The organism is Limisphaera sp. 4302-co, assembly GCF_049537155.1.
Taxonomy (GTDB): Bacteria; Verrucomicrobiota; Verrucomicrobiia; order Limisphaerales; family Limisphaeraceae; genus Limisphaera.
The window spans coordinates 226,370-248,397 of record NZ_JBMVQZ010000002.1 but is presented as its reverse complement, the minus strand read 5'-3'; the positions used below and the strand labels follow the sequence as shown (position 1 = coordinate 248,397).

The following is a 22,028-nucleotide window of genomic DNA, read 5'->3' as shown; positions in this document are numbered from 1 at the left end:
AAGCCTGCCTTCGCGTCCTCAACCAACTCACGAGACCTCGCCTCAGTTTTGGAACCGACGCGGCCGGACGAACAGCGCCAGACCGCCCAGTCCCAAAAGCGCCAAAGCCGAAGGTTCCGGAACCTGGAGAAACTGTGCCGGCGTCAGAGCCTCGTCACTGAACCGGATGTTGTCCAGGTTCCCATCGATGTGATCCACGAACCCACCGTTGAACCAGCCGCGGCCGAACGTCCACGTGCCGGTGGCCATCAGCCGGTTGTCGTTGCCCGGATTCAGGGCCAGTGAACCCGCCAATTGGAAGCCGTTGCCATCCAGTTTGTCGGCCCACAATTGCAGCGTGCTTCCGTCGCTGACCGCCGCCAGGTGATACCATTTGCCCGCCTCGGCCACGAAGTCCGAGTCCAACGAATAACGAATGCCCCCGGCCGACATGAAGTTGATGCGGAAGCGGTCATCGATTCCGTTGTTCTGAAAGTAGAATGCCGCCGCCACATCACCAGAGACACCCGTCGACCCGTCCCGGCCGATCATCGTGTTCCAGCCGGCCAGGTTGTTGAGCCGGACCGACAGCTCGATGGTCCATCTCAACGGAGACCACTGAACCAACCCCGCGGACGGGACGTAGCCGTCGTCGTGCCCCGCGTGCTGGGAGCTGAAACCCACTCCGGTGGGCGTATTCCCTACCGCCGACCACTCAGGGCCCCAGTAATTGTCCCAGGCAAGCATGGTGTAGCCGTTGCCGGAAAGATCGGGAATCGCAGGAACCCCTCCGGAGCCGCCCTGCGCCCAGGAACCCAACGGAACAGGCGATCCGTTCACTGCACTGTCGAAGTCCCACCAAGCCACGGTCGCGGCCCGCGCCGTCAGCGCCAAGCCGACCAACCCGGCCACCAACAGCCCTACGCAAGGTCGGGTCTTTCGCATAGTGTTCCTCTTCGCGGTATCCAGGTTTTTTACGCTGCCACGGCGGCATCCATCGTGCCCGCGGACACTGAACGGGGCCATCATGACCAAGCGACCCCTCCTTCGGCAACGCCACTTTGCGTCTTTCGATCGCCATTTTGCGAACGCCGCAGACACCTCCTCACCTGCCAGCCACGCTGAAGTCGGGTAAAAGGGCAGGCATACCCGGCTGATTCCGGAGAGAACAAAGGCGTTCATTTGCGGCTCACCCGGGAGACCGAAACTCGGAGGTGGCGCCTTTGGAGGTCATTCGGGTCGCCAGCGCACCCGAAAGAAAAGCGGTCCGGGGCCGGAATCCGGCACGGCCCACGTGGCGTGGGTGCCGTCGCCCGGGCCGGCCTGCACGAGGGTCCATGAAGCAAGATCGGAAGAGGCCCACAATTCATGAACCAGATTGGACCGTGTGGCCCACTGCAGGTGTACCCCGCCGGCACCGGGCACTGCCCGCAGCCGCCGGTCCAACCGTAGCGTGCCCCAGCCGAGCTCGCGCCAGATCAGATCGGCCAGCACGGCGTTCCCTGTGTCACTGAGGTGAAGCGCGTCCACCAGATAGCCCTGGGCACGCATCCACGAGTAGGACACCATGGGGGTCATCCCGTCCACGTAACAGCGGCCGTGCCGGGCGGCCAGGGCGCGGACCAGCCGGTTCTGGGGTTGGGTGACCGGAGTGCCGGCTTCATCACGCGCTTCGTAAGGTGTGCCGAGATACACAACGTCCGCCCCGGGCACCGCCGTTTGCCAGAGCTCTTCCAATCGTTCGAGATCGTTGCTGAGGGCCGTTTCCGCCGCTGCCGGCCCCACGAGGTTCCAGTAATCCGCCAGTTCCTTCATGTGCCAAAGGATCAGGTGGGGCCGGATCTGGCGGATGATGGGTTCCAGAACGGAGCGGGGCGTTTGGAACACCGCGCGCAGATGCAGTCCATCCCTTTGCAGCCAGACGGTTCGGAGCCCGTTCGAACCACTCAACCAAAGCTCCTGCCAGAGGACGAGGTTCGTGCCACTGCGCGCCTGGACACGTACCCGGTACAGGTCGGGCCGCAGCACGGCCTCGACAAACCGGCCTTCCGGCGCCGCCGCCCAGCCCGAGAAAGTCCGCACCGTCTCCCACTCCTGGCCATTTCCGGAGACCTGCAGCCACAACTCCCCGCCCGGCGGCCAGGCCACGTAGTACAGCCCCGCACGATCCGCGAGCAGGGATCCACCGGCCGGGTACCCGCGGTTGGTCCAAAACACGGCCCCGCCGGCCGGCACAAGAAAATGTTCCAGGAACCAGTTCGTCCGGGCCCACGCGGTGTCCGCCGCCCGCGTCGTCAGGGCGCCGCCTTCCAACACCGGCGTCGACACGGGCGGATATTCACCATCGAAAGACCGACCCGCCTGCCCCAACAGTCCGGCCAGGCGCGGAAACAGGAACTTGGGAACGGACCGATACGTCGCCTGCAACGAATCCCCAAATGCCACCACCGTCACCGGGCCGGTGCCCGACTCGGCCCTCGCTCGAAACCGCTCACACCGGTCCGTATTCAGCGAGGACCAGTCCTCCCGGGCCCCGCCGGTTGTCAGCCCGGCGCCCAACAGGAAGATCACCACCGCGGTCCCGCCCCTCACGCGGTGAATCGTGTCCGGGCCCGTGCCCGGAGGTCAACGCCCCGTTACCGCCATGCCGGCGGCGCACCGGACCGCGCACAGGGGAAAAAGAACGCGCCCCGGGCGCACGCGTGCTGACACCCACCCCGGCATCGTACGGGGCAGCGTCCTTCTCGAACCCCCAACGATTTCGCATTGCCCCGGCGGAGTCGGGCCGGGCACTTCTCTCGACATGAGCGAGGTTTTTGATCCTCGGTCACGAGAAAAGTTGGACTTCATTTCCGGGCGGCGGAGTATTCGTGCCCACCGATCCGATCCTGTCCCGGACTCGTACGTGCGGATTGTACTGGAGGCTGCCATGGCGGCGCCGTCCGCGGCGGGCCGGGATCCGTGGCGCTTCCTGGTCCTGCGGCAGCGGGAGCGGCTGCATGCACTGGCGGACGCACTGCCGAACGGCGCCATGCTGCGCGAAGCGGCTCTGGGCATCGCGGTGTGCGGGGACCTCGAGACGGCCCATGATCGCCAGCTCGGTTACCTGGTGCAGGATTGTGCGGCGGCAACGGAAAACCTGCTGCTGGCCGCGCACATTTGCGGGCTGGGGGCCTGCTGGCTCGGGATCTACCCGCGCGAAGAACGCATGCGGAAGGTCCGCGCCCTCCTGCGGTTGCCGGAGGCCGTGATCCCGGTGTCCGGCGTGGCGATGGGGTGGCCCGCGGAATGGAAGGAACCGCGCACCCGCTTCCGGGAAAGCTACGTGCACCACGACCAGTGGTGAGGCGGTTGGGTAGGGGCCCTGCGGGATCTTCCGCGGCCGGGCAGGAAGGGAGGCACGAAACCGCCGTGCCCGCCCCTCCCATCCGACCGACCACACGGCGTCAGCGGCGTCACAACCGTTCGGGGGGGACGAAACTGAGCGATTCGTCCAGCCAGGTGTCGTACCGCAACACCCGCAGGCGCTGGCGGTACGCCTCCCGCGCGGCCCGGCGCTGGGCCAGCGCACACGCGGCCGCAGCAGCGGCTTGTGCGCCCGGCAACTGCTGCCGGATCATCCCGGCCAGGGCCCGCCGGACTGCAACAGGCAGAAAACGGCGGAACAACTCGTCCTCCAGACTCAGGAAACATCGTGCGCTGCCGGGGTCGCCCTGCCGGCCGGCCCGACCGTAGAGCTGGCGGTCAATGCGCGGGCTTTCATGTTTCTCGGTGGCGATCACGTGCAGTCCGCCCAGGGCCGCCACGCCGGGGCCCAGTTTGATGTCCGTGCCGCGTCCGGCCATGTTGGTGGCGATGGTGATGCGACCCGACTGCCCGGCCTGCGCCACGATGGCGGCCTCTTCACGGTGACGGGTGGCGTTGAGGAGGTTGAAGCTGAACCCCGCCTCCTGGAGCCGCCGCGCCAGTTCCTCGCTGGCAGCCACGCTGCGCGTGCCGACCAACACGGGCCGGCCCGTGGCGTGGACACGGCCGATCTCCTCCACCACCGCCCGCCACTTGGATTCCGCATCCGCGAACACCCGGTCCGGCCACTGCTGCCGGATGCAGGGACGGTGTCGCGGGATCACCACCACCGGCAGCCGGTACAGGTGCCAGAATTCAGCCGCGGCTTCGGCGGCCGTCCCGGTCATCCCACACAAATGGCGGTACAGCCGGAAAAACCGCTGGAAACTGAGCCGGGCCAGCGTTTGATCCGGAGGCGTCAGCCGCAACCCCTCCTTGGCCTCGATGAGCTGGTGCAGGCCCGCGCGCCAGCGCCGGTGCGGCATCAGGCGGCCGGTGAATTCATCCACCAGGATCACCTGACGATCCTGCACGACATACTGCACGTCCCGGTGGAAAAACTCGCGGGCCACGAGCGCCTGACGCAACAATTGTTCACGGCGCAGAGGGTGGCGCCAGTACTGTGGCGCGTCGTTCCATGATTCTTCCAACGCGGCCCGCGCCGGCGGCAGCAGTTCCACCTCGCGATGCCTTGGGTCCACCCGGTAGTCGCGGCCCGGTTCCAGTTGGCTGGCGAGTGTCCAGGCCCGGCGGTAAATCTCCTCCACCAGGGGCGTGTCGGTTGCGGCCGAAATGATCAGCGGGGTCACCGCCTCGTCAATCAATACGCTGTCGGCCTCGTCCACAATGGCCGTGTGCAACCCGCGTTGCACACAGCGGTCCGCAGGACCGCCGCCGCCCAGCAGTTGCCGGAGCCAGACCCGCACCGGATGCACGCCCAGTGAACCCAACTGAAGCCGGTCCCGGAGAAAATCCGCCACCACCTCCTTGCTCGTGGTGTAGGTCACGTCGCATGCATACGCCCGCCGCCGCGCCGGCGCGTCCATCGGGGCAACCACGCATCCCACCGTCACCCCGCAAAGGTCGTAGAGCGGTTTCATCCAGGCCGCGTCGCGTTCGGCCAGGTAGTCGTTCACCGTGACCACGTGACAGGGCCGGCGTGTCCAGCCGAACAACACCCCGGCCAGGCCGGCGGTGAGCGTTTTCCCCTCGCCCGTGGCCATTTCCGCTAGAAACCCCCGGTACAATGCCAGGGCGCCCAGCACCTGCTCGGGAAAGGGTTCGAGTCCCAGGGCACGTGAGGCCGCCTCCCGCACGGCCGCCAGCGCCCGGTGCAAGAGCGGTTCCTCCACCCGTACCGGCCGTCGAAAGCGTTCCCGGAACAGCTCCAGTTGGCCCCGCAGGGCAGCGTCCGTGCAGGCGCGGAACTCCGGGGCAAGTCCGCACACCTCCTCGGCCGCGGCGCTCAATTGGTGCAATCGCGCCCGCCGCCGCCGCCAGCGTCCGATCCAGCGGTCCACCTGCGCGTCCAGCCCGGTAGGCAGCGGGGGCAGGTGTGCCGGCGTCCATACCGGCATTTGCAGCGGGGTTGCGGTCACCATCCGTACTCGCGTTGCAGGAGTTGATGCAGGCGCCGGAACCACTGCGCCAGCAGCGGCCGCGCCGGCAGGTCGTAACGAATCTGCCCGGAACGCCCGTGCAGCAGCACCGCATCGGGATGCGCCTGCAGCAAGGCGCGAACCAGGAAGAACGGCTCGGCCGCCCGTTCGCCCGTCGGATCGTCCAGTGCCACGGGGATGTCGCCACCGCCGCGCCAGCCGAGCGCCGGCGAAGGCAGGCGCCGGTGCTCGGCCGGGACGATCCGCTGGCGTCCCACAAGCAGCTCGCATCCGGCCTGACCGCGCAACCGCACGGCGGCATGTTCCAGGGGCTGGGCGAACAACCAGGCCGCCTCCCGCTGGGTCACCACGGCCTCGAACATGAAACGTTCCTCCTCCAACACCATCCCCAGCGTGGTACCACGAGGCACCCATCGGCCCACCGCCTGTTCCAGATCCGGCGCCACCCAACGACCCGCATGAGGCGCGCACACCACCTGCGCCGCCCGCTCTTCTTCGATCTCCTGCAGCCGCTTTTCCAGAGCCGCGCGTCGGGCCGACAAGGGACGCAAATCGGCCGTCGCGTCGTGCAGCGCCCGGCGTTCCCGCGCCACGGTTTCCTCCCACTCGGCCTCCACCTGGAGGCGTTCCAGCTCCAGCTCACGGTTCTCGAACCGCACCAAAGGTTGCCCGGGCTCGACCCGTTCTCCGGGCCGCGTCAGCACCTCCGCCAACCGCCCTTCGAGGGGCGCGGCCAGCAACGTGTAACGCTCCGCCCTCACCACGCCCTCGGCACGGAAATGATGGGGGAAGGGCACCACCCCGAGGAGCACGAACCAAACCGCCAGGCTGCACAAGGTCACGGCCCAGGCCCGCCCCCGACAACGTTCCAACCGCGGGCTCGTCGCCAGATAGGCCAGCGCGCGGACCAGTGGCGCGATCACCCAGCCGACCAGGCAGACCACCGCCATCAACAGGCCCAGGATCAGGAAGCGCTTGCCCACAAAGAGCAGGATCCCCCCAAACACCACCACCCGGTATACATGCCCGCACACCGCATACAAAGCCAGCCAGAACGCCTCGCGCCGGCTTCGGGCCGGACTCACCGCCGCCCGGCGCCCGAAGGCGTATCGTTCGATCCAGTAGCCGAGCATCTGGTTGGCCCGCCCGTACAGGTTGGGAATGTCCAGCAGATCGGACAGGATGTAATAGCCGTCGAACCGCATGAGCGGGTTGGCGTTGAAAAGCAGGGTGGAAACCGAGGCCACGAACATCATGTTGAAGGCCAGGCTGTGAATCGTGCCCGGCGCCGTGCCCGCCCAGACGAAGGTCATCAGCGCCGCCACGAACAGTTCCACCCACACGCCCGCGGCCCCCACCCAGATCCGATCCCGCCGATTCCGGAACCCCCACGCCGAGGTGACGTCCACGTACGGCACCGGCGTGAAGATCAGGAACATCACACCCATCGTGTGGACCTCGCCACCCAGATGACGGCACACGTAGCCGTGACCGAACTCGTGCACGATCTTCAAAAGGGCAAAACCGGCATAGAGAAGGAACCAGTTGTCGGGCGCCAGGATGCGGTCGGTCTGCCGCATCAACTCCGGTGCATGGTCCACCGCCACCTTCACGGCCCAACCCACCGTCACCAACCACAGGGCCCAACCCGCCGGCCCGAAAAACCATCGCACCCACGGCAGGCTCCGCTGCAGAAACCGATCCGGATCCAACAGCGGGATGCGGGCGAACATGACCCCCAGCAGCCGGGCCTGCCACTGTTTGCGCTCCCGGCGGCGCATCCGCTCGAACAGCCGGGCGCTGTCCGGCGGCTGATCCGACTGCAGCAGGTTGGCCTGGTGCAACTGCGCCAGAAGCCGGACCACCTCCTCCTGAGACGGCGCGGTGTCGGGTTGGGCCCGCACGCAATCCTCCCACGCCTCCTGCACGGTGCGCTCGGGCCGTAATCGGGCCACGAATGCGTAAGCCCCGGAAGGCAGGCGGAAGAACTGGTTGGTCAATGGATCCTCCAGCACGTACCAGAGCTCGCCCCGGAAAAACTGGCGGCGCACCCGCACGTCAGGTCGGAGCGTCAACCGTTGATCCGCCAGCCGGTGCCAGCTTTCGCTCGGGATGCTGCCGGGGTCCATGACGGCTTCAGATCCAGAAGAACATCCGCAGGAAGTCCACCGTGCGATGGGTGAGGATCCAGAAGAAACTCCTGTGCCCCACCTCCAGTTTGGCCACCCCGGTCATGCCGGGTCGCCACCAGTCCGGCGGCGGATCCGTGCTGGTGCACCGGACCAGGAACACGTTTTCTCCGTCGTGGGTTTGTGCCACGGGTTCAATCCGCTCGATCCGCACCGGGAACTTCAGACGCGGCCGGCTGAGGAAGGCCACCTGCCCCTCCGCACCGGCGCGCAGCTCGTGCACGTCCGTCTCGCGCACGCGACACTGGAAATACAACCGGTCCAACCGCGCGACGCGGAACAAGGGATCGCCGGCCCGCACCGGCGCGCCGAGCCGCTCTTTCAAATCGCCCTCCACCACCACCCCCTCGAACGGACTGCGCAACACCGCCTGCGCCAACCGATGTCGCACCAGGTCCAACCGCGCCCGGGCCTGCCGGGCCTGGGCCTCCGCCACGCGCATGTCGGCCAGCGCATCGGCGGCCCGCGCCTTTTCGGCCTCGCGCAGGGCCCGGTCCAGATCCGCCAGTGCGGCCGCCTCTTCCAACATCAGGTCCCGCGTGTCCAGTGCCAGCAACGGCTCGCCCGCCGGCACCACATCCCCCACCTCGTGGTGCACCCCGGCAATGTAGCCTGCAAAGGGCGCCGTCAGCACCGCCACATCTTCCGTGCGCACTTCGAAGGGGGCCTCCACGCGGTAGGTCATCCCGCCGAAAAACAACACCCCCAGACCCACCGCACCCGCCAGGGCGCCGAGCTTGGCCCACGTGTGTTCCGGACCCAGCCACCTTGCCAACCGCTTGCGCAACGCCGTTGCCGCTCGGGCGCCGATCCAACGGTCCGCCTCGAACCGTTCCGCCAGCCGCCGCACCACCAGCTCGGCCGTGAGGGCCAGAAACTGCTGGTCCGCCTCGGTGAACGGGCGCGCCGCCCGCTCGCAGGTCAACACCCCGACCACCCGTCCCTCCAGGCGCAAGGGCACGGAAATCACGTGCGCCACACCCTGAAACGAAGCCAGCGCCGCGTGTTCACGCGTGACGCGCGGGTCGGCCGGATCGGTCGGCCACACGATCAGGTCATTCTGATCCATGGCCTCTTCCATGGCCTGCTCCAGCCGGCGCACCGCCTCCATCTTTTTTTCGAACCGGTCGGTGTGACTGATGGCCTGAAGCCGGATGTAGGGACCCGTGCGCCATCCCAGGCCCACCCGCGTGCAGGCCAGTCTGCCAGCCAGCTCGTTCACCAGCACCAGGGCCAGCGCCGGAAAACGGTCATGCGCGTTCAACAGGGCCACCAGATCCGTGGCCGACGCCAGATGGGTCAACGTGCCCTGGGCGTCCTGGACACGGCGGCGCAACTGGTACAGCCGGGGCGTGTCGGCAACCAGTCGCAGATGCCGCAAGGCCGCGGCCGCCTGCGCTTCCGTGGCGGCCTCCAGATGAAATACCGAGACCAGCCGCGGCCCCGCCTCGGCCGTTTCCCACCGGATCGCCAGCGCATACGGCGCCGGCCCCTTGGCCACACCATCCAACGGCGCCAGCGCCGCCTCCCGGTCGGCCGCCGCGCGGGCCACCTCGGGCGCAGCCCGCCAAAACGTCTGTACACCGGGCTGCACATGCGCCGCGTCGGGCCACTCCCGGACCCGCTGCAGCGGACCGCCATCGTCCTGCCGGAACAACAGCCCGACGCGCGCCCCGGCCAACAAGGTCGCCGCTTCAAGAAAACTCGTCCAGAACTCCTCCGGCGCGCCGCTGAACCGGCGCACCTGTTCGAGCCGTTCCAGACCCGCTTCAAACCGTTCCGCTGCCGAACCGGGAGTGCCTGAACGATGCGTCGTGCTCATCCTTCCCTCACGGTTGAACCGGACCGCTCACAGCCGGGCCAGCACCGATCAGCCGGCCCGCCACGCCGGGGGCCACCGCACCGTCCGGATTCTCGAACCAAACCTCCACCCGGCGGAGGCCGCTGGCCGGATCGGCCACGGGCGAGACAAAAGCCACCCGGCCCCGCACCCGCACCGGCGCAGGCGCGGCGTCCAGCTCCACCGTCACGGTCTGGTCCGGACGCAGGCCGGTGCACCATGCCGGCTCCACATTGGCCACGAACCGCACCTGCCGCGTGTCCACCAACCGGATCAGCGGCTGGTAGGCCTGCACCGCCTCGCCCACCTCGGGCCGCACCTCCACCACCACACCGTCGCACGGCGCCACCAGCCGGCGCCGGCGCAGTTGTTCCTCGGCAATCTTCAATTCGGTCTCGGCCACCTGATAATCCGCGCGGGCCTTGTCCAGTTCCTCCTTCTTCACCGAAATGCTGTTCTGCTCGAACAGGCGCTGCAGCGCCTCGTAATCCATGCGCCGCGTCTCCAGGATCAGCCGGCGGCGTTGCACCTCGAGTTCCTCCAGGGTGCTGTCCAGCTCCAGCAGCACATCACCGGCGCGGACGCTCGCGCCCTCCCGGCTCGGACATCCGGTCACGATCCCCGCCACCGGCAGGCTGAGCGTGCCGTCGTATATCGCCTCCGTGATGCCCGCAGCCGGCTCCAGTGCCCGGGCCGGCACAACGAAAACCCACAGCCCGAGCACCCATGAGAACACCGGCCCGCACGCCGGGCCTCTGCGGTGAAAACGGTTGATGGTCATCATGGTTGCCTTTCGGATGAACGTCGGAGCACCTCCAACGCCCGGCGTTGCGCAGGGCTTTCCCGACCCGCGGGCGCGGTCGCCTCCCGCGCTTCATCCCCCGTGGAGGCCGGCGCTGCGGCAAGTTCGGCACCCTGCATCGTCCACCGTCGCACACCGGCTGCCAGCAGGGCACGGTCCGGTTCGCATCCGCGGGTCTCCAGAAGCCGCCCGCTGACCACCTCCAGCTCCAGCAACGCCCGCTGCCGCTGGACCAGCATGTCCAGAAGTTGATTGCGTGATTCGAACAGGTCCTCCTCGATCTCCAGCACCTTGCGACTGTCCAGCTTGCCCACCTCCAGCCGCGCCAGGGCAGAATCCAGCAGCGTGCGGTTGAAGCGGACCAGGGTGTCGTACCCTGCCACGGCCGCGCGGGAGGCGCGCAGCTTCTGCCGGGCCACCTCCAGCGCGTTGGCAATCTGACGTTCCAACTCCCGCAAGCTCAGCTCGGCCGCCTCGTATTGCAGCCGCGCCGCACGCAGTTGGTTGCGCGCCTTGACGCCGCCGCCCACCGGGAACCGCAGCTCCAACCCCAGCGACCAGCTCGGGTACCCGCCATCCTCCACCACCGCCCACGAATCGCCCGGGGTCTCGCCCAGACCGTTCCAACCATAGCTGCCCACCAGGTTCAACTCCGGCAACCGTTGGTTGCGCTGGTAACCCACCCGGTTCGCCTCCTGCATCAACCTGAGCCGTTGAATCTGATAGTCCGGGTTCATCTGCCAGGTGGCCTGCCAAAGCGACAGCAGGTCGGGCTCGTTGACCTCCGCCGGCGGGGCTTCCACCGCCCGGACAGGCGTCCGCAACCCGGCGGTCGTCTCCGAACAAAAGGCCAGCACGCGGGCCACCGCTTCCTCGTGTTTCTGCCGGGCCTCCTCCAGCCGTGCCCGGCGCAACGCCACGCCGGCCTCCGCTTCCAACACCTCCAGTTCCGAACCGCGCCCGGCCTCCAGACGCTTGCGATTGTCTTCCAAGAGTTTCTCGGCCGTGGCGAGCGATTCCTCAAAAAACCGCACCTGTTCCTGAGCCATGTACAGGTTCCAGTACGCATCCTCCGCCTGGGCCAGCGTCAGCATCAACTGGCGCCGGTACTCCTGAAACGCGATGTCCGAATCCAACGCCGCGATCCGCAACGCCGCCAACGTCGCCGCCGGCCCCGCGTTCTTCAAAAGCGGTTGCGTGACGGACACACCCACGAACGTCACAAACTCGCCGTTGGTCAAGCCCCGCGACACGAACAGCGGCTGACTCTGCAGATTGTTCTTCAGGTCGCGCAGCGTGTAGCCGAGCCGGATCCGCGCGCCACTGGGCAGCAGCCCTTCCAACCCGCCCTCATAGATGTTGTTCCGCTCGCTGAACACACTGCTCAACGTGCTGCGTTGCTGCTCCACCGTGTTGAGTCGCTCGTTGATCTGCCGCTGGATGGAGGCAAACAGTTCCGGCTCGAATGTGCCGCGTTCGGCCCGCGCGCGCCGCCAGGCCGCCACGCTTTCCAACCACCGGGCCTGCAGGGTCTCGTTGTCCTCCAGCACCGCCTGCAGGTAGGACCCGAGCGTCAGTTCCCACACCTTCCGCTCACCAGCCTCGCGTCGGCGGTCCGACTCCGCCCCCGCAACGCCCGGGCTCTCCAACACCCCCGCCACACACACACCCACGGCCAGGATCCATCCGATTCGCGTTCGCTTCACGCCCCCGCAAGCTACCAACCCCCACCCATCCCGCAAACTTCGGTCCTTTACGGAGGGCATTTCCGAACCTCACGGGACATTGCCTGCGGGACCGCCCCGGGAGCGTTCCCCCGAATCGGACCCGACGAACCCGATCGCCGCGAGCTCACCGCGCCGGGACCCAACCCTGACCCGGACGATACTCCCGGGCCCCGCTCTCACGACAGCAACGGCAGCCGGTCGCCACTGTCAACAACACGACCAGCCCCAACAGCCACACCCATCGCGTTTTCACGCCAGCAATGTAAACCGGGTTGTCAGACGCACAAGGTTGCGCGACATTCGAACCGGAACGACACACGTCGCTATGGCAGTGGGCAAATCGTTGCAAGGCTATCTCCTGCTGGACAGCGGACAACTGAGTGGCTCGTTCTTCGCCCGGACGGTCATCCTGATCTGCCGGCACGACGAAGACGGCGCGTTCGGCCTCGTGTTGAACCGGCCCACCGGCACGCGCGTCGGCCAGGTCATCGTCGCCGACCTCCCCGACGCCCTGCGCGAACAACCCCTCTACCTCGGCGGGCCGGTCGAACCCACCACCGTCTGTTACCTCCATTCCGATGCCTGCCTGCCGAACGCCGACGTGATGCCCAACCTCAGCCTGGGCCATTCCCTCGATCAACTGGTCGAGATCGGCGAGTCGTTTTCCCCGCAGAAAAAACTCAAGATCTTCGCAGGTTACTCCGGCTGGGCCCCGGGTCAGTTGGAAAGCGAACTCCGCCGAAAGGCCTGGATCACCCACCCGGCCTCGCTGGACATCGTCTTCGCCGAGGACACCGACACCCTGTGGGCGCGTGTGCTCCGCAAAAAGGGCTGGCGCTACCGGCTCCTGTCTCAAATCCCCGACGACCCCTCCCTGAACTGAGCCGCCCCTGGCGACATCCTCCCGCAGGCGGCGGCCCGGTCCCGAAAAAACCGGCGACGGAACCGCACGGACCTCCCGCGCCGTTCCGCCGCTCCAGAAACCGCGACCCGATGGCCGGGGCAGATCCCCGGGCCCGGCCGGGCTCAGGCCAGGGCCCTCACCTTGGCCACGATCGCATCGGCGTCGATCCCGTAACGCGCCAGCAGTTCTTGAGGCTTGCCAGACCGCGGCAGCTCGCGCACGGCCAGCTTGTGAACCTGCACGCCCTGCGCGCTCAGTTCGCCAGCCACCGCGTCGCCCAAACCGCCCTCCGCATAGTGGTCCTCCACCGTGACCACCAGGTTGCGCGTCCGCCGGGCCGCCTCCAGGATCACCTCCGCCGCCAACGGCTTGATGCTGTACGCGTCAATGACCGTGATCCCCACACCCTCCTGGGCCAGGCGATCCGCGGCCTTCAACGCCTCGTGCAGCGTCACGCCCGCGGCCACCACCGTCACCCGGTCGCCCTCCTTCTGCCGCAGGACCTTCGCGCCACCGATCGGGAAGGCCTCGTCATTGCCGTAAATCACCGGCGTCTTGGGCCGCGAGGTGCGCAGATAACACAACCCACGGTGCAACGCCATCTGCTCGACCAGCTTCTCCGCACTCACCGCGTCGGAAGGATACAACACCACCGAGTCGGCCACCGCCCGCATCATCGCCAGGTCTTCCAACCCCATCTGCGACGGGCCATCCTCGCCGATGCTCACCCCGACGTGCGACCCCGCCAGCTTGATGTTGGCCCGCGAAATGCCGGCCACCCGGATGTGGTCGTACGCACGCGTAAAGAAACACGCAAACGTAGAGGCAAACGGTACGAACCCGCGCGTGCTGAACCCCACCGCCACCGCCACCAACGTCTGCTCGGCGATGTAACACTCCGTGTAGCGGTCGGGGAATTTCTTCGCAAACTTCTCGGCAAAGGTCGAATTCTTCGTGTCCCCGTCCATGGCCACGATCCGGAGATCCACCTCGCCGATCCGCGCCAGCGCGTTCCCGTACGCCTCGCGCGTGGCCACCATCTGCCCGGGCTGATACTGAACGGGCGGATAACTCGCCGGTACCGGCCGTTCCGGCGGCTGCTTGTCCGACGGCGCCGGAATGCTCACCCCGGAAGCCGGCCGTGCCGAGGGCACCAGCTCCGCAATCGCACGTGCCGCCTCGTCCTTGCTGAGCGGTTTGCCATGCCAACCGTCCTTGTCCTGCAGGAACGACACCCCCGCGCCTTTGTACGTGCGGGCCAGGATGCAAAGCGGTTGCTCGCCCAGCCCCACCCCGCTCAGGACCTCGAGGATCTCCTCCAGATCGTGTCCGTCCACATCCTCCACCCGCCAGCCAAACGCCTCGAACCGGCGCCGGTATGTCGCCAGATCATGACCGAAAGCCGTCGCCTCGCTCTGACCCAGCCGGTTGACGTCCACAATCCCGATCAAATTGTTCAGCTTCTTCACCCCGGCCAGCGAGGCCGCCTCCCACACGGCCCCCTCGGCAATCTCGCCGTCGCCCATCAACACGTACGTCCGATAGTCCAGCCCGTTCTGGCGCGCAGCCAGCGCCATGCCCACCCCGATGCCCAGCCCCTGGCCGAGCGATCCGGTCGCCACATCCACAAACGGCAGCCGCGGCGTGGGATGCCCCTCCAGATCGGACGTGATTTGCCGGAGTTGACCAAGCTGTTCGACCGGCAGGAACCCGGCCTCCGCCCAGGCCGCATACAACAGCGGCGCGGCGTGGCCCTTCGAAAGGATGAACCGGTCGTTGTTCGGATGCTTCGGATTCTTCGGGTCAAACCTCATGTGCCCGAAGAACAGCGCCGCCACCAGATCGGCCGCCGACAGACACGAAGTGGGATGCCCACTGCCGGCCGCCGTGGTCGCGGTGATGCAGTGAATCCGCAACTGATTCGCAATTCCCCTCAGCAGTTCCAAGTCGGTCTCAATCATGCGAGCTGCGAGCATAAGCAGACGCCCCCCGCAGGGGAAGCAGGAAAAATCTCCCGGCCTGCGCCGGGCAAGGATCACATCGCGCGGCGTGCGCTCCCCGACGGCGGGGCCCCGGCAAATTGTCATTTCGGTTCGTCAGCGCCCCGGGAATCTCCTAAGTTGCCGTGCGGCCCGGACGGGGCCTCCGTCCGTGCCGTGTGCGGGCCCCGGAAAAAGCGTCCCGCATCCACAGCGGCCGGATGACCGTGCTCCGGCACGGCCATGAAGCCAACCGGATGACCGGCCGGTGGCACATGAGACGGCCGTTCCCGGACAAGTTGCAACGCCCATGACGATGGGATGCCGACACACTCCGCAAGCCCCGGCGGCGCCCCCGCCGGCAACACGATAAAATGGACCGCGCCTGTCCATGGTCCGGAGAGGCACTCATCCGCCTGTTCGCGGCTGTGCTGACCTGTGTCATGATCGGATCCTGGGCCGGCCTGCTCACCCGCGAAGGCCCCGGCGCCGTCCCCTCGCGGGTTTTCTGGCTGGCCGTACCCGGTCTGCTCGGCCTGATCGCCGCGCTCACCTTCACCCTTCAGCAATGGACCTGGGAACGGTTTCGCCGCCAGCTCATCGGGTTCACCGTCACGTTCTATCTGGGGCTGATCTGCCTGAGCATGGCACACCAATGGGCCGGGCCCGCCGAACGACCGTCCGGGTACCGGCAGGTCCTGTGGGCCGGGTTGAGTTTCCAGGGTGCCGCCCTGATCCTCATCACACGGTTTCTCCACCAGCATGGCACCACCTGGAGCGACGCCTTCGGCCTGCGCGTACGGCCCGGACGCGCCCTCCTGCTGGGCCTCGCCGCCGCGTGCGCGGTCCTGCCCGCCGCCTGGGCTCTTCAGTTGCTGAGCATGGCCCTGCTCCAACAACTGAACCTCCCCGCGGACGTCCAGGTGGCCGTGCAGGTCCTCCAGGAAACCACAGATTGGCGCCGGCAACTCGGCCTGGCCGTGGTGGCCCTCGTCCTGGCACCGCCGGCCGAGGAAGCCCTCTTCCGCGGCCTGCTCTTCGGCACCCTGCACCGCGCGGGCCATCCGCGCCTGGCATGGATCGGCACCACGCTGCTCTTCGCCCTCGTGCACGCCAACGCCGCCTCCTTCCCGGCGCTGGTCTTGCTGGCCCTCCTGCTCACCTGGCTCTACAGACAGACGGCCAATCTGCTGGCACCCATCGCCGCCCACGCCGTCTTCAACGCCCTCAACTTCCTCGCCGTCCAGTTCTATCAACAAACCTGGGCCGGACCCTGAAACCTGCCATGGACGAGTTCGCACTCATCGAAAGCCTCCTCCCACACCTGCCGCAACGCTCCGAGGTCATCGTCCCCCCAGGAGACGACTGCGCCGTGCTTCGTCCCCGGGACGGGGACCACGACTGGCTGTTCAAAACCGATGCCGTGGTCGAGGGCGTCCATTTCACCCCGGACGCACCACCCGAAAAAATCGGTCACAAGGCCCTGGCCCGCTGCCTCAGCGACGTGGCCGCCATGGGCGGTCAACCCTTCGCCGCACTGGTTACACTCGGCCTGCCGGAGCGACCCGACCCGGACCGCGTCCACCGCATCTATGCCGGCCTGACCGGGCTGGCTCGACGCTACGACGTCGCCGTGGTGGGCGGTGAAACCACGCGCAACCCGGGCGGCCTCTTCCTCTCCGTAGCCCTCTGGGGCTGGGTCCCCCGCGGCCGCGCCGTCCTCCGATCCGGCGCCCGGCCCGGCGACGCCATCTTCGTCACCGGCGAACTCGGCGGCGCGGCCGAAGGCAAACACCTCGAATTCGAACCCCGCCTGAACGAGGCACGCTGGTTGACCCAACACTTCCCCATCCACGCCATGATTGACCTCAGCGACGGATTGGCCGGCGACCTCCGACACCTGCTCCGCGCCAGCGGCGTGGGCGCCGAATTACTCAAACGCGCCATCCCCATCAGCCGCGCCGCCAGACACGCCGCCCTCCGCTCCGCCACCGCCAAACCACCACTCGTCGCCGCCCTCACCGACGGCGAGGATTTCGAACTCCTCTTCACCGTCGCCCCGCGCGACGCCGTCCCCCTGCTCGACGCCTGGAAACAAACCTTCCCCAACCTCCGCCTTTCCTGCATCGGAAAGATCCTCGCCGAACCCACCCTCCTCATCCGCGACCGCCACGAGGTCCAACCCCTCACACTCCACGGCTACCGCCACTTCGCCGAACCCGAACCGGGTGGAGAGCCGTGAAGCCCGGACCGGCCGGTCAGTCCCGGATCCAGGCCAGGTCCCGGAACTCGTAACGGACCGGGCCCCGACCGTTCCCACCCACCTTCAACACGCGAACCTCGCCCGCGTCCAACCGCCCGTTCGGATCAGGCGGGCTCCAGCCCGAGCCCAACACCCCCTGCTCGAACCACACGTACACCTGCCGCCATTCCCCGGCCGGCACCTCCTCCAGATCCAGCACGTAGGCCGCACCCGACGCCTCCTCCGCTATCACACGGTACACCGCCTCGCCGCCCTCACGCCGAAACCAGAACGACAAACCCCGCGCACCCGCAGGCGCGTACTCGTCCGGCCCCAGTCGCAGCTCCGGATAAAACCACGGATCCGCCCCGCCCGGCGCCGCCACGACCCTCACACCATCCGACCCGCCGACCACCTCGCACCGACCCGGACCCGACACCCGCGCCGCCCAGCGCCCCGCCTCGTCCGCCCCCGGCAACCGCTTCAGAACCGCCGAGTCCGGCATCGGCACCGGCATCAACCGAAACGACAACAGCGCGTCCGGCTCGCCATCCAGACGCGCCACGATGCGCACCGGCCGGATCCAACGCAGCCCGCCCGCATGCGCCGTCAGTCGCAGCCGGTGTTCCTGCATCTCCCCCGGCCGCAACACCAGGTCGCCCGCAAACCGCGCCTCCCAACCTTCCGGCACCTGCACCACCAGCCGACCACGCACCGACCGCTCCCCAAAATGATACAGCCGCACCGGCACCTCCACCGGTCGACCGCTCTCCACCCGGTACGCCGACTGCGCCAAATCCACATCCTCCACCGGCCACAACGCCTGAAGCACCACCGGCGATGCCCCGCCCGGCCGCCAGACCGGCCGCGCCGGCGGACCCTCGTCCACCCAGGCCGCGCCCTCCCCGGACCGAAACACCACAAACAACGGCGCCTGACCCACCCTCAAGGTACGCGTAACCGGCAGACGCCGCCCCAGCCCGTCCCGAACGGTCTCCGGCCGAACCGGCAGTTCCAACGTGCGTTCACCGGATTCGCTCCACACCACCCCCACATCGCGCGCCCGCCCACCGGGCCGGGACCGAAACATGTACACCCGCACCCCCTCCGGCCCGCCAGCCAGCCGGCCCAGCGGCCGCGCACCCGCCAACCAACGACCCACCGCCGCCAAAGCCACATAACCCGGACGCGGCGTCAAATCCCGCCGCAACAACCCGAATTGCGTGGCCCCCTCCACATAATGCGGCAACAAAAAGTAAAACACCGCATCCGCACCCTCGAACAGCGCGCACGCAAACGTCTTGACCACCCGCTCCGCCTGCACCCTCAGATCCTCCTCCGCCGGTTCCTGCAACCGCGGGTCCCCACTCCAACGCACCGGCCACGCACATTCCGTCACCCAGATCGGCCGCCCGGCCGAAACCGCCCGATGCCTGGCATACAACGCCGGATACCGGTCGAACGGCTCGTAATGGTGAAAGTTGTACGTGTCGAAGTACGGCCACACACCGTTGGCGTCCACATCCGCCAGATGCGGCATGCGCGCCCCCGCAAAGACATTCCAGCACACCCGCGTGTCGGATGACCCCGATCGAATCCCCCACCAGGCCGCCTTCTGATACGTGGCCATCTCCGAACCCGTGTGCCCGCCGAATCCCCGGATGTCCGCCTCGTTCCAAGGCTCGAAAGCCCGGACCTGCCCGGACCACCGGCGCGCCATCGCCTCCCAGAAACGGTGCACCACACGCAAATCGTCGGGAAACCGGCGCGGATCCGGCCCCGCCCAGGGCGGGGCATCATGCACCACCTGCAACACCTCCAAACCGGCCGCACTCTGCACCCGCGCCGCCGCGTCGTACCGGGTCGGGCCCGCCCACCCGCCCGGCTCAGGCTCCAGCTCCGCCCATCGCATCCGATCCCGCACCCGCACCACCCCCGCCAACCGACACAGCCGCGCAACCGATTCCATACGCGATTCGTCGTAAAACCACGACATCGCCACGTCCACGCCCACAGGCGAATCCGCCGCCGGCGGCTCACCCATCCGCTCCAGCACCGCCAACGACACCCACCGCGACGGCGCATCCACCGACCGCAGCCGATAGAAACCGATCGGCAACCGCCCCAGCTCCACCACCGAACCTTCTCCTCCTTCGACCCGGCGCAACGCCCGCCCCTCGTAATCCTCCAACACCCACGCCGTCGCTTCCCCACTCAGACTCGCCCGCACCGGTTCCCCCTCCAAGAAGACCTGTCCGGGCGGCACCCGCTCCCCCGCCTGCACCCACGGTACACCGAACAGGAACCAGGCCAACAACCGCCCACCCAACCCCACACCCATCCGAGCAGGCTTCCACACGCAGTTCATGGCGAAACTCTCCGGGCACCCCCTCCCATCCGCCACCCCAACCAAACGGCGCAGCCCTTCGAACGCAACGCGCCGTCCCTTCGCCGCACGACCCTGCCCCACCACACGCCCTTCGAGCCCCACCCGTGCGCCCCGCGCACCCACCGGCGGGCGCGCACCTCCAGCCCCGACTCAAGCGGCCGCCCGCGTGCCCGCCTTCAAGCGCCCGTGACTTCCGCCAGCGGCAGCGTGATGCGAACCACACCCGCCGCCGGTTCGGCAGCCGGTACCACCTCCAACCGACCCCGGTGCGATTCCACGATCCGGCGCGTCACCGCCAGGCCCAGACCCAGGCCCACGTTCCGCGTCGTGAAGAACGGTTCCCCGGCCTTCTGGGCCGTCTCGGCATTGAACCCGCTGCCCTGATCGCGCACCTCCAGCGCCAGCACCGGATGCCCCGTCCCGTTCGTCTGCGTCACCAGTTGCACCTGCACCTTGGCCTCCTCCGGCCCGGACTGCAGCGCGTTCAACAACACCTCCGTCAACGCATGACGCAACGCCGTCCGATCACCCCGGACGAACACCGGCCGGCCCGGATCGCGAAACTCCAGTTCCGCGCGGCTTTGCGGCACGTGCTTCCGCGCCTCCTGAAACGCCTCCTGCACCAACGGCACCAACGGCACAGGCTCGTCCCCCAGCGCGGTCTCGGCCGCCAGAAACCGCATCTGCTGCAGCAACCGGCTGATCCGTTGCACACCCGTGGCCAACGCCTGCTCCAGCGAACGCCGGAACTCCGGATCGTCGAACCGTTCCGCCATCAACTGTTGATGCGTCGTCAGCGGCACCAGGGCATTGCCGATCTCGTGCACCAGCCGGTCGGCCATGCTCCGGATCAACCGCAGGTGCGCCGCCTCCAGCTCCAACTTCTGCAACCGTTCGGCCTGCGTCCGATCGTCCGCGATCAACAGGGCCGAGGTCAGTGCATCCCCGGAGCCCTGGCTCCGAAACGGCACAATGCTCACCATGTACACCGTCCCGGACTGATCCTCGGGCGTGTAACGGAACGTCGGCAAACCCGCCCCCGTCCGGAGCACCTGATACACCTTCGCCCCCAACGCCGCCGGCAGATCCGAAAAATCCGGCTCGCCCGTCCGCCGACTCCCGCTCCGGAACAATCGCCGGGCCGCACGGTTGGCGTGCAGGATCGTCAGATTCGGCCCCACCACCACACACGCACTGTTCAGCTCCCGCAGGATCTCGGCCAGCATCTGGTGATTGGCCTGCAACTGATCGTGCAACCAGATGTTCCGCAGCGCCAACCCCACCTGCTCCAGCAGATGAAACACCAGTTCCAGCTCCGCATTGCTCAGCGGCTCACCCGTGATGTGCCCGTCGAACATCGCCACCCCCAGCAGATGCTCCCGGTCCACAATCGGCACCGCCACCTGCATGCCCAGCAGCTCGAACTCCTTCTGCGCCTCCGGATCCTGCAGCAGCTCCGGACTGTTCCGGCGCAGGATCCGACCCCACTGCTGCAACGCACCGCCCAACCCCGCCTCCAGCGACAATTCCACCTGTTCCACCAAACTGCCCGGCATGCTCAACCAACACGCCGCCCGCAAACGCTGCTCGGAACCCTCCGCCGGCAGACCCACCGCCGTCAGCGCCGGCCGCCGCAAAAACACCACCGCACGGTTCACACTGAACAGCTCCCGCAACAAAAACAGGAACTGCCGCAACAAACCCTCCGCATCCAACGAATGCGTCAAAATCGCCGAAAACTTCCGCAGGATCTCGAACCCCTGCCGGCCGGCGGCAGCACCCCCCGCCGCATCCCCCGCCACCTCCGCCAGCGTTCGCGCCCCACTCAACGGCACAAAATCCGTCCCCGGCGAGGGCTTGGCCGACAATCGGGCCGTGTGCCCGTTGGACGGAGCCGGCTCGGCCGGCGCCTTCCCGCCACCGGCCAACCGTTCCACCACCGCCTGCAGCAGACGCGGCCGCACCGGCTTGCTCACCACCTGGGCCACCCCCTGCAGCACCGCCTCCTCCTCCCACTCCGGCTGGCGCGCCCCGGCCAGCACCACCAGCGGACACTTCGCGCTCCGGCGCCGGATCCGCTCGATCATCCACAACGCCTGCACCCCCGTCAGATCCGCGTCCAACACACACAACTGCACCAGGCCATGCGCCAGTAAAGGCTCCGCCTCCTCCAACGAAACTCGATGAACCACGCGGTATTCCTGGGGATCCAACGCCGCGCGCACTGCCTCGGCCGTATCCGGATGATCCGCCAGTACAAGAATGGTTTTCATCCCGTCTCCACACCGCCAGGCGGTGCCACTGCCCGATTCGCCGCCCGCGCACCCGGCAACCTGGCCCGACGCCCCTCCGGGGACCGGAGCCACCGCCACTGGATGCTTGCTGTCAGCTTTGCAGTTAACCGCCTTCGCCGCAGGCCGTCAATGCTCCGACATCGTATCCCATGCACTCCCGTTCCCCCATCGGGCCCCACCCGAAACCACGGCTCCAATCCTCCACGGACCCGCCCCGG

Annotated in this window: 15 protein-coding genes; 4 read left to right on the top strand and 11 right to left on the bottom strand. The window is 67.8% G+C overall.

Annotated features, from left to right (window positions below):
- Positions 1-42: 42 nt before the first annotated feature.
- Both ACPDIX_RS03220 and ACPDIX_RS03215 read right to left on the bottom strand, forming a co-directional pair.
- Positions 43-924: a LamG domain-containing protein gene (locus ACPDIX_RS03220; RefSeq protein ID WP_423430336.1), complete on the bottom strand. Its 882-nt coding sequence runs from the start codon at positions 922-924 to the stop codon at positions 43-45.
- Between the two features lie 285 nt (positions 925-1,209).
- Positions 1,210-2,571, bottom strand: coding sequence for an SGNH/GDSL hydrolase family protein (locus ACPDIX_RS03215; protein ID WP_423430335.1), 1,362 nt, complete (start codon positions 2,569-2,571; stop codon positions 1,210-1,212).
- 211 nt (positions 2,572-2,782) lie between these two features.
- On the opposite strand from ACPDIX_RS03215, the gene ACPDIX_RS03210 reads away from it, so the two are divergent.
- Positions 2,783-3,325, top strand: a complete 543-nt coding sequence (locus tag ACPDIX_RS03210; RefSeq protein WP_423430334.1) for a nitroreductase family protein — start codon at positions 2,783-2,785, stop codon at positions 3,323-3,325.
- A 109-nt stretch (positions 3,326-3,434) separates the two neighbouring features.
- On the opposite strand, the gene ACPDIX_RS03205 is transcribed toward ACPDIX_RS03210, so the two are convergent.
- The 6 genes from ACPDIX_RS03205 to ACPDIX_RS03180 all read right to left on the bottom strand — a co-directional run bounded on the left by ACPDIX_RS03205 (position 3,435) and on the right by ACPDIX_RS03180 (position 12,255).
- On the bottom strand, positions 3,435-5,426 hold the full coding sequence (locus ACPDIX_RS03205) for a hypothetical protein (protein ID WP_423430333.1): 1,992 nt from the start codon (positions 5,424-5,426) through the stop codon (positions 3,435-3,437).
- Positions 5,420-7,573, bottom strand: a complete 2,154-nt coding sequence (locus tag ACPDIX_RS03200) for a peptidase M50 (RefSeq protein WP_423430332.1) — start codon at positions 7,571-7,573, stop codon at positions 5,420-5,422. The genes ACPDIX_RS03205 and ACPDIX_RS03200 overlap by 7 nt, the downstream gene beginning before the upstream one ends.
- 7 nt (positions 7,574-7,580) lie before the next feature.
- Positions 7,581-9,455, bottom strand: coding sequence for an efflux RND transporter periplasmic adaptor subunit (locus tag ACPDIX_RS03195; RefSeq protein ID WP_423430331.1), 1,875 nt, complete (start codon positions 9,453-9,455; stop codon positions 7,581-7,583).
- Positions 9,456-9,462: 7 nt separating this feature from the next.
- Positions 9,463-10,257 (bottom strand): efflux RND transporter periplasmic adaptor subunit, encoded by a 795-nt coding sequence (locus tag ACPDIX_RS03190; RefSeq protein ID WP_423430330.1) that lies wholly within the window; start codon positions 10,255-10,257, stop codon positions 9,463-9,465.
- Positions 10,254-11,981 carry a TolC family protein gene (locus ACPDIX_RS03185; RefSeq protein WP_423430329.1) on the bottom strand — a complete coding sequence of 576 codons (1,728 nt, stop codon included), beginning with the start codon at positions 11,979-11,981 and terminating at the stop codon, positions 10,254-10,256. Before ACPDIX_RS03185 ends, ACPDIX_RS03190 begins: the two co-directional genes overlap by 4 nt.
- A gap of 145 nt (positions 11,982-12,126) precedes the next feature.
- Entirely contained in the window at positions 12,127-12,255 is a 129-nt protein-coding gene (locus ACPDIX_RS03180; RefSeq protein ID WP_423430328.1) for a hypothetical protein, read from the bottom strand.
- A 72-nt stretch (positions 12,256-12,327) separates the two neighbouring features.
- On the opposite strand from ACPDIX_RS03180, the gene ACPDIX_RS03175 reads away from it, so the two are divergent.
- Entirely contained in the window at positions 12,328-12,885 is a 558-nt protein-coding gene (locus ACPDIX_RS03175; protein WP_423430327.1) for a YqgE/AlgH family protein, read from the top strand.
- A 143-nt stretch (positions 12,886-13,028) separates the two neighbouring features.
- Here the strand turns inward: ACPDIX_RS03175 and ACPDIX_RS03170 are convergent, their stop codons facing one another.
- Positions 13,029-14,867, bottom strand: a complete 1,839-nt coding sequence (locus ACPDIX_RS03170) for a transketolase (protein WP_423430326.1) — start codon at positions 14,865-14,867, stop codon at positions 13,029-13,031.
- A 461-nt stretch (positions 14,868-15,328) separates the two neighbouring features.
- Between ACPDIX_RS03170 and ACPDIX_RS03165 the strand changes: the two genes are divergently transcribed.
- Together ACPDIX_RS03165 and ACPDIX_RS03160 are read left to right on the top strand one after the other, a co-directional pair.
- A complete protein-coding gene (locus tag ACPDIX_RS03165; protein ID WP_423430325.1) occupies positions 15,329-16,162 on the top strand; it encodes a lysostaphin resistance A-like protein in 834 nt (277 codons plus the stop codon).
- Positions 16,163-16,170: 8 nt separating this feature from the next.
- Positions 16,171-17,127: a thiamine-phosphate kinase gene (locus ACPDIX_RS03160; RefSeq protein WP_423430324.1), complete on the top strand. Its 957-nt coding sequence runs from the start codon at positions 16,171-16,173 to the stop codon at positions 17,125-17,127.
- A 16-nt stretch (positions 17,128-17,143) separates the two neighbouring features.
- On the opposite strand, the gene ACPDIX_RS03155 is transcribed toward ACPDIX_RS03160, so the two are convergent.
- Together ACPDIX_RS03155 and ACPDIX_RS03150 are read right to left on the bottom strand one after the other, a co-directional pair.
- Entirely contained in the window at positions 17,144-19,495 is a 2,352-nt protein-coding gene (locus ACPDIX_RS03155; protein WP_423430323.1) for a hypothetical protein, read from the bottom strand.
- Positions 19,496-19,692: 197 nt separating this feature from the next.
- Positions 19,693-21,789, bottom strand: a complete 2,097-nt coding sequence (locus ACPDIX_RS03150) for an ATP-binding protein (RefSeq protein ID WP_423430322.1) — start codon at positions 21,787-21,789, stop codon at positions 19,693-19,695.
- Positions 21,790-22,028: the final 239 nt, after the last annotated feature.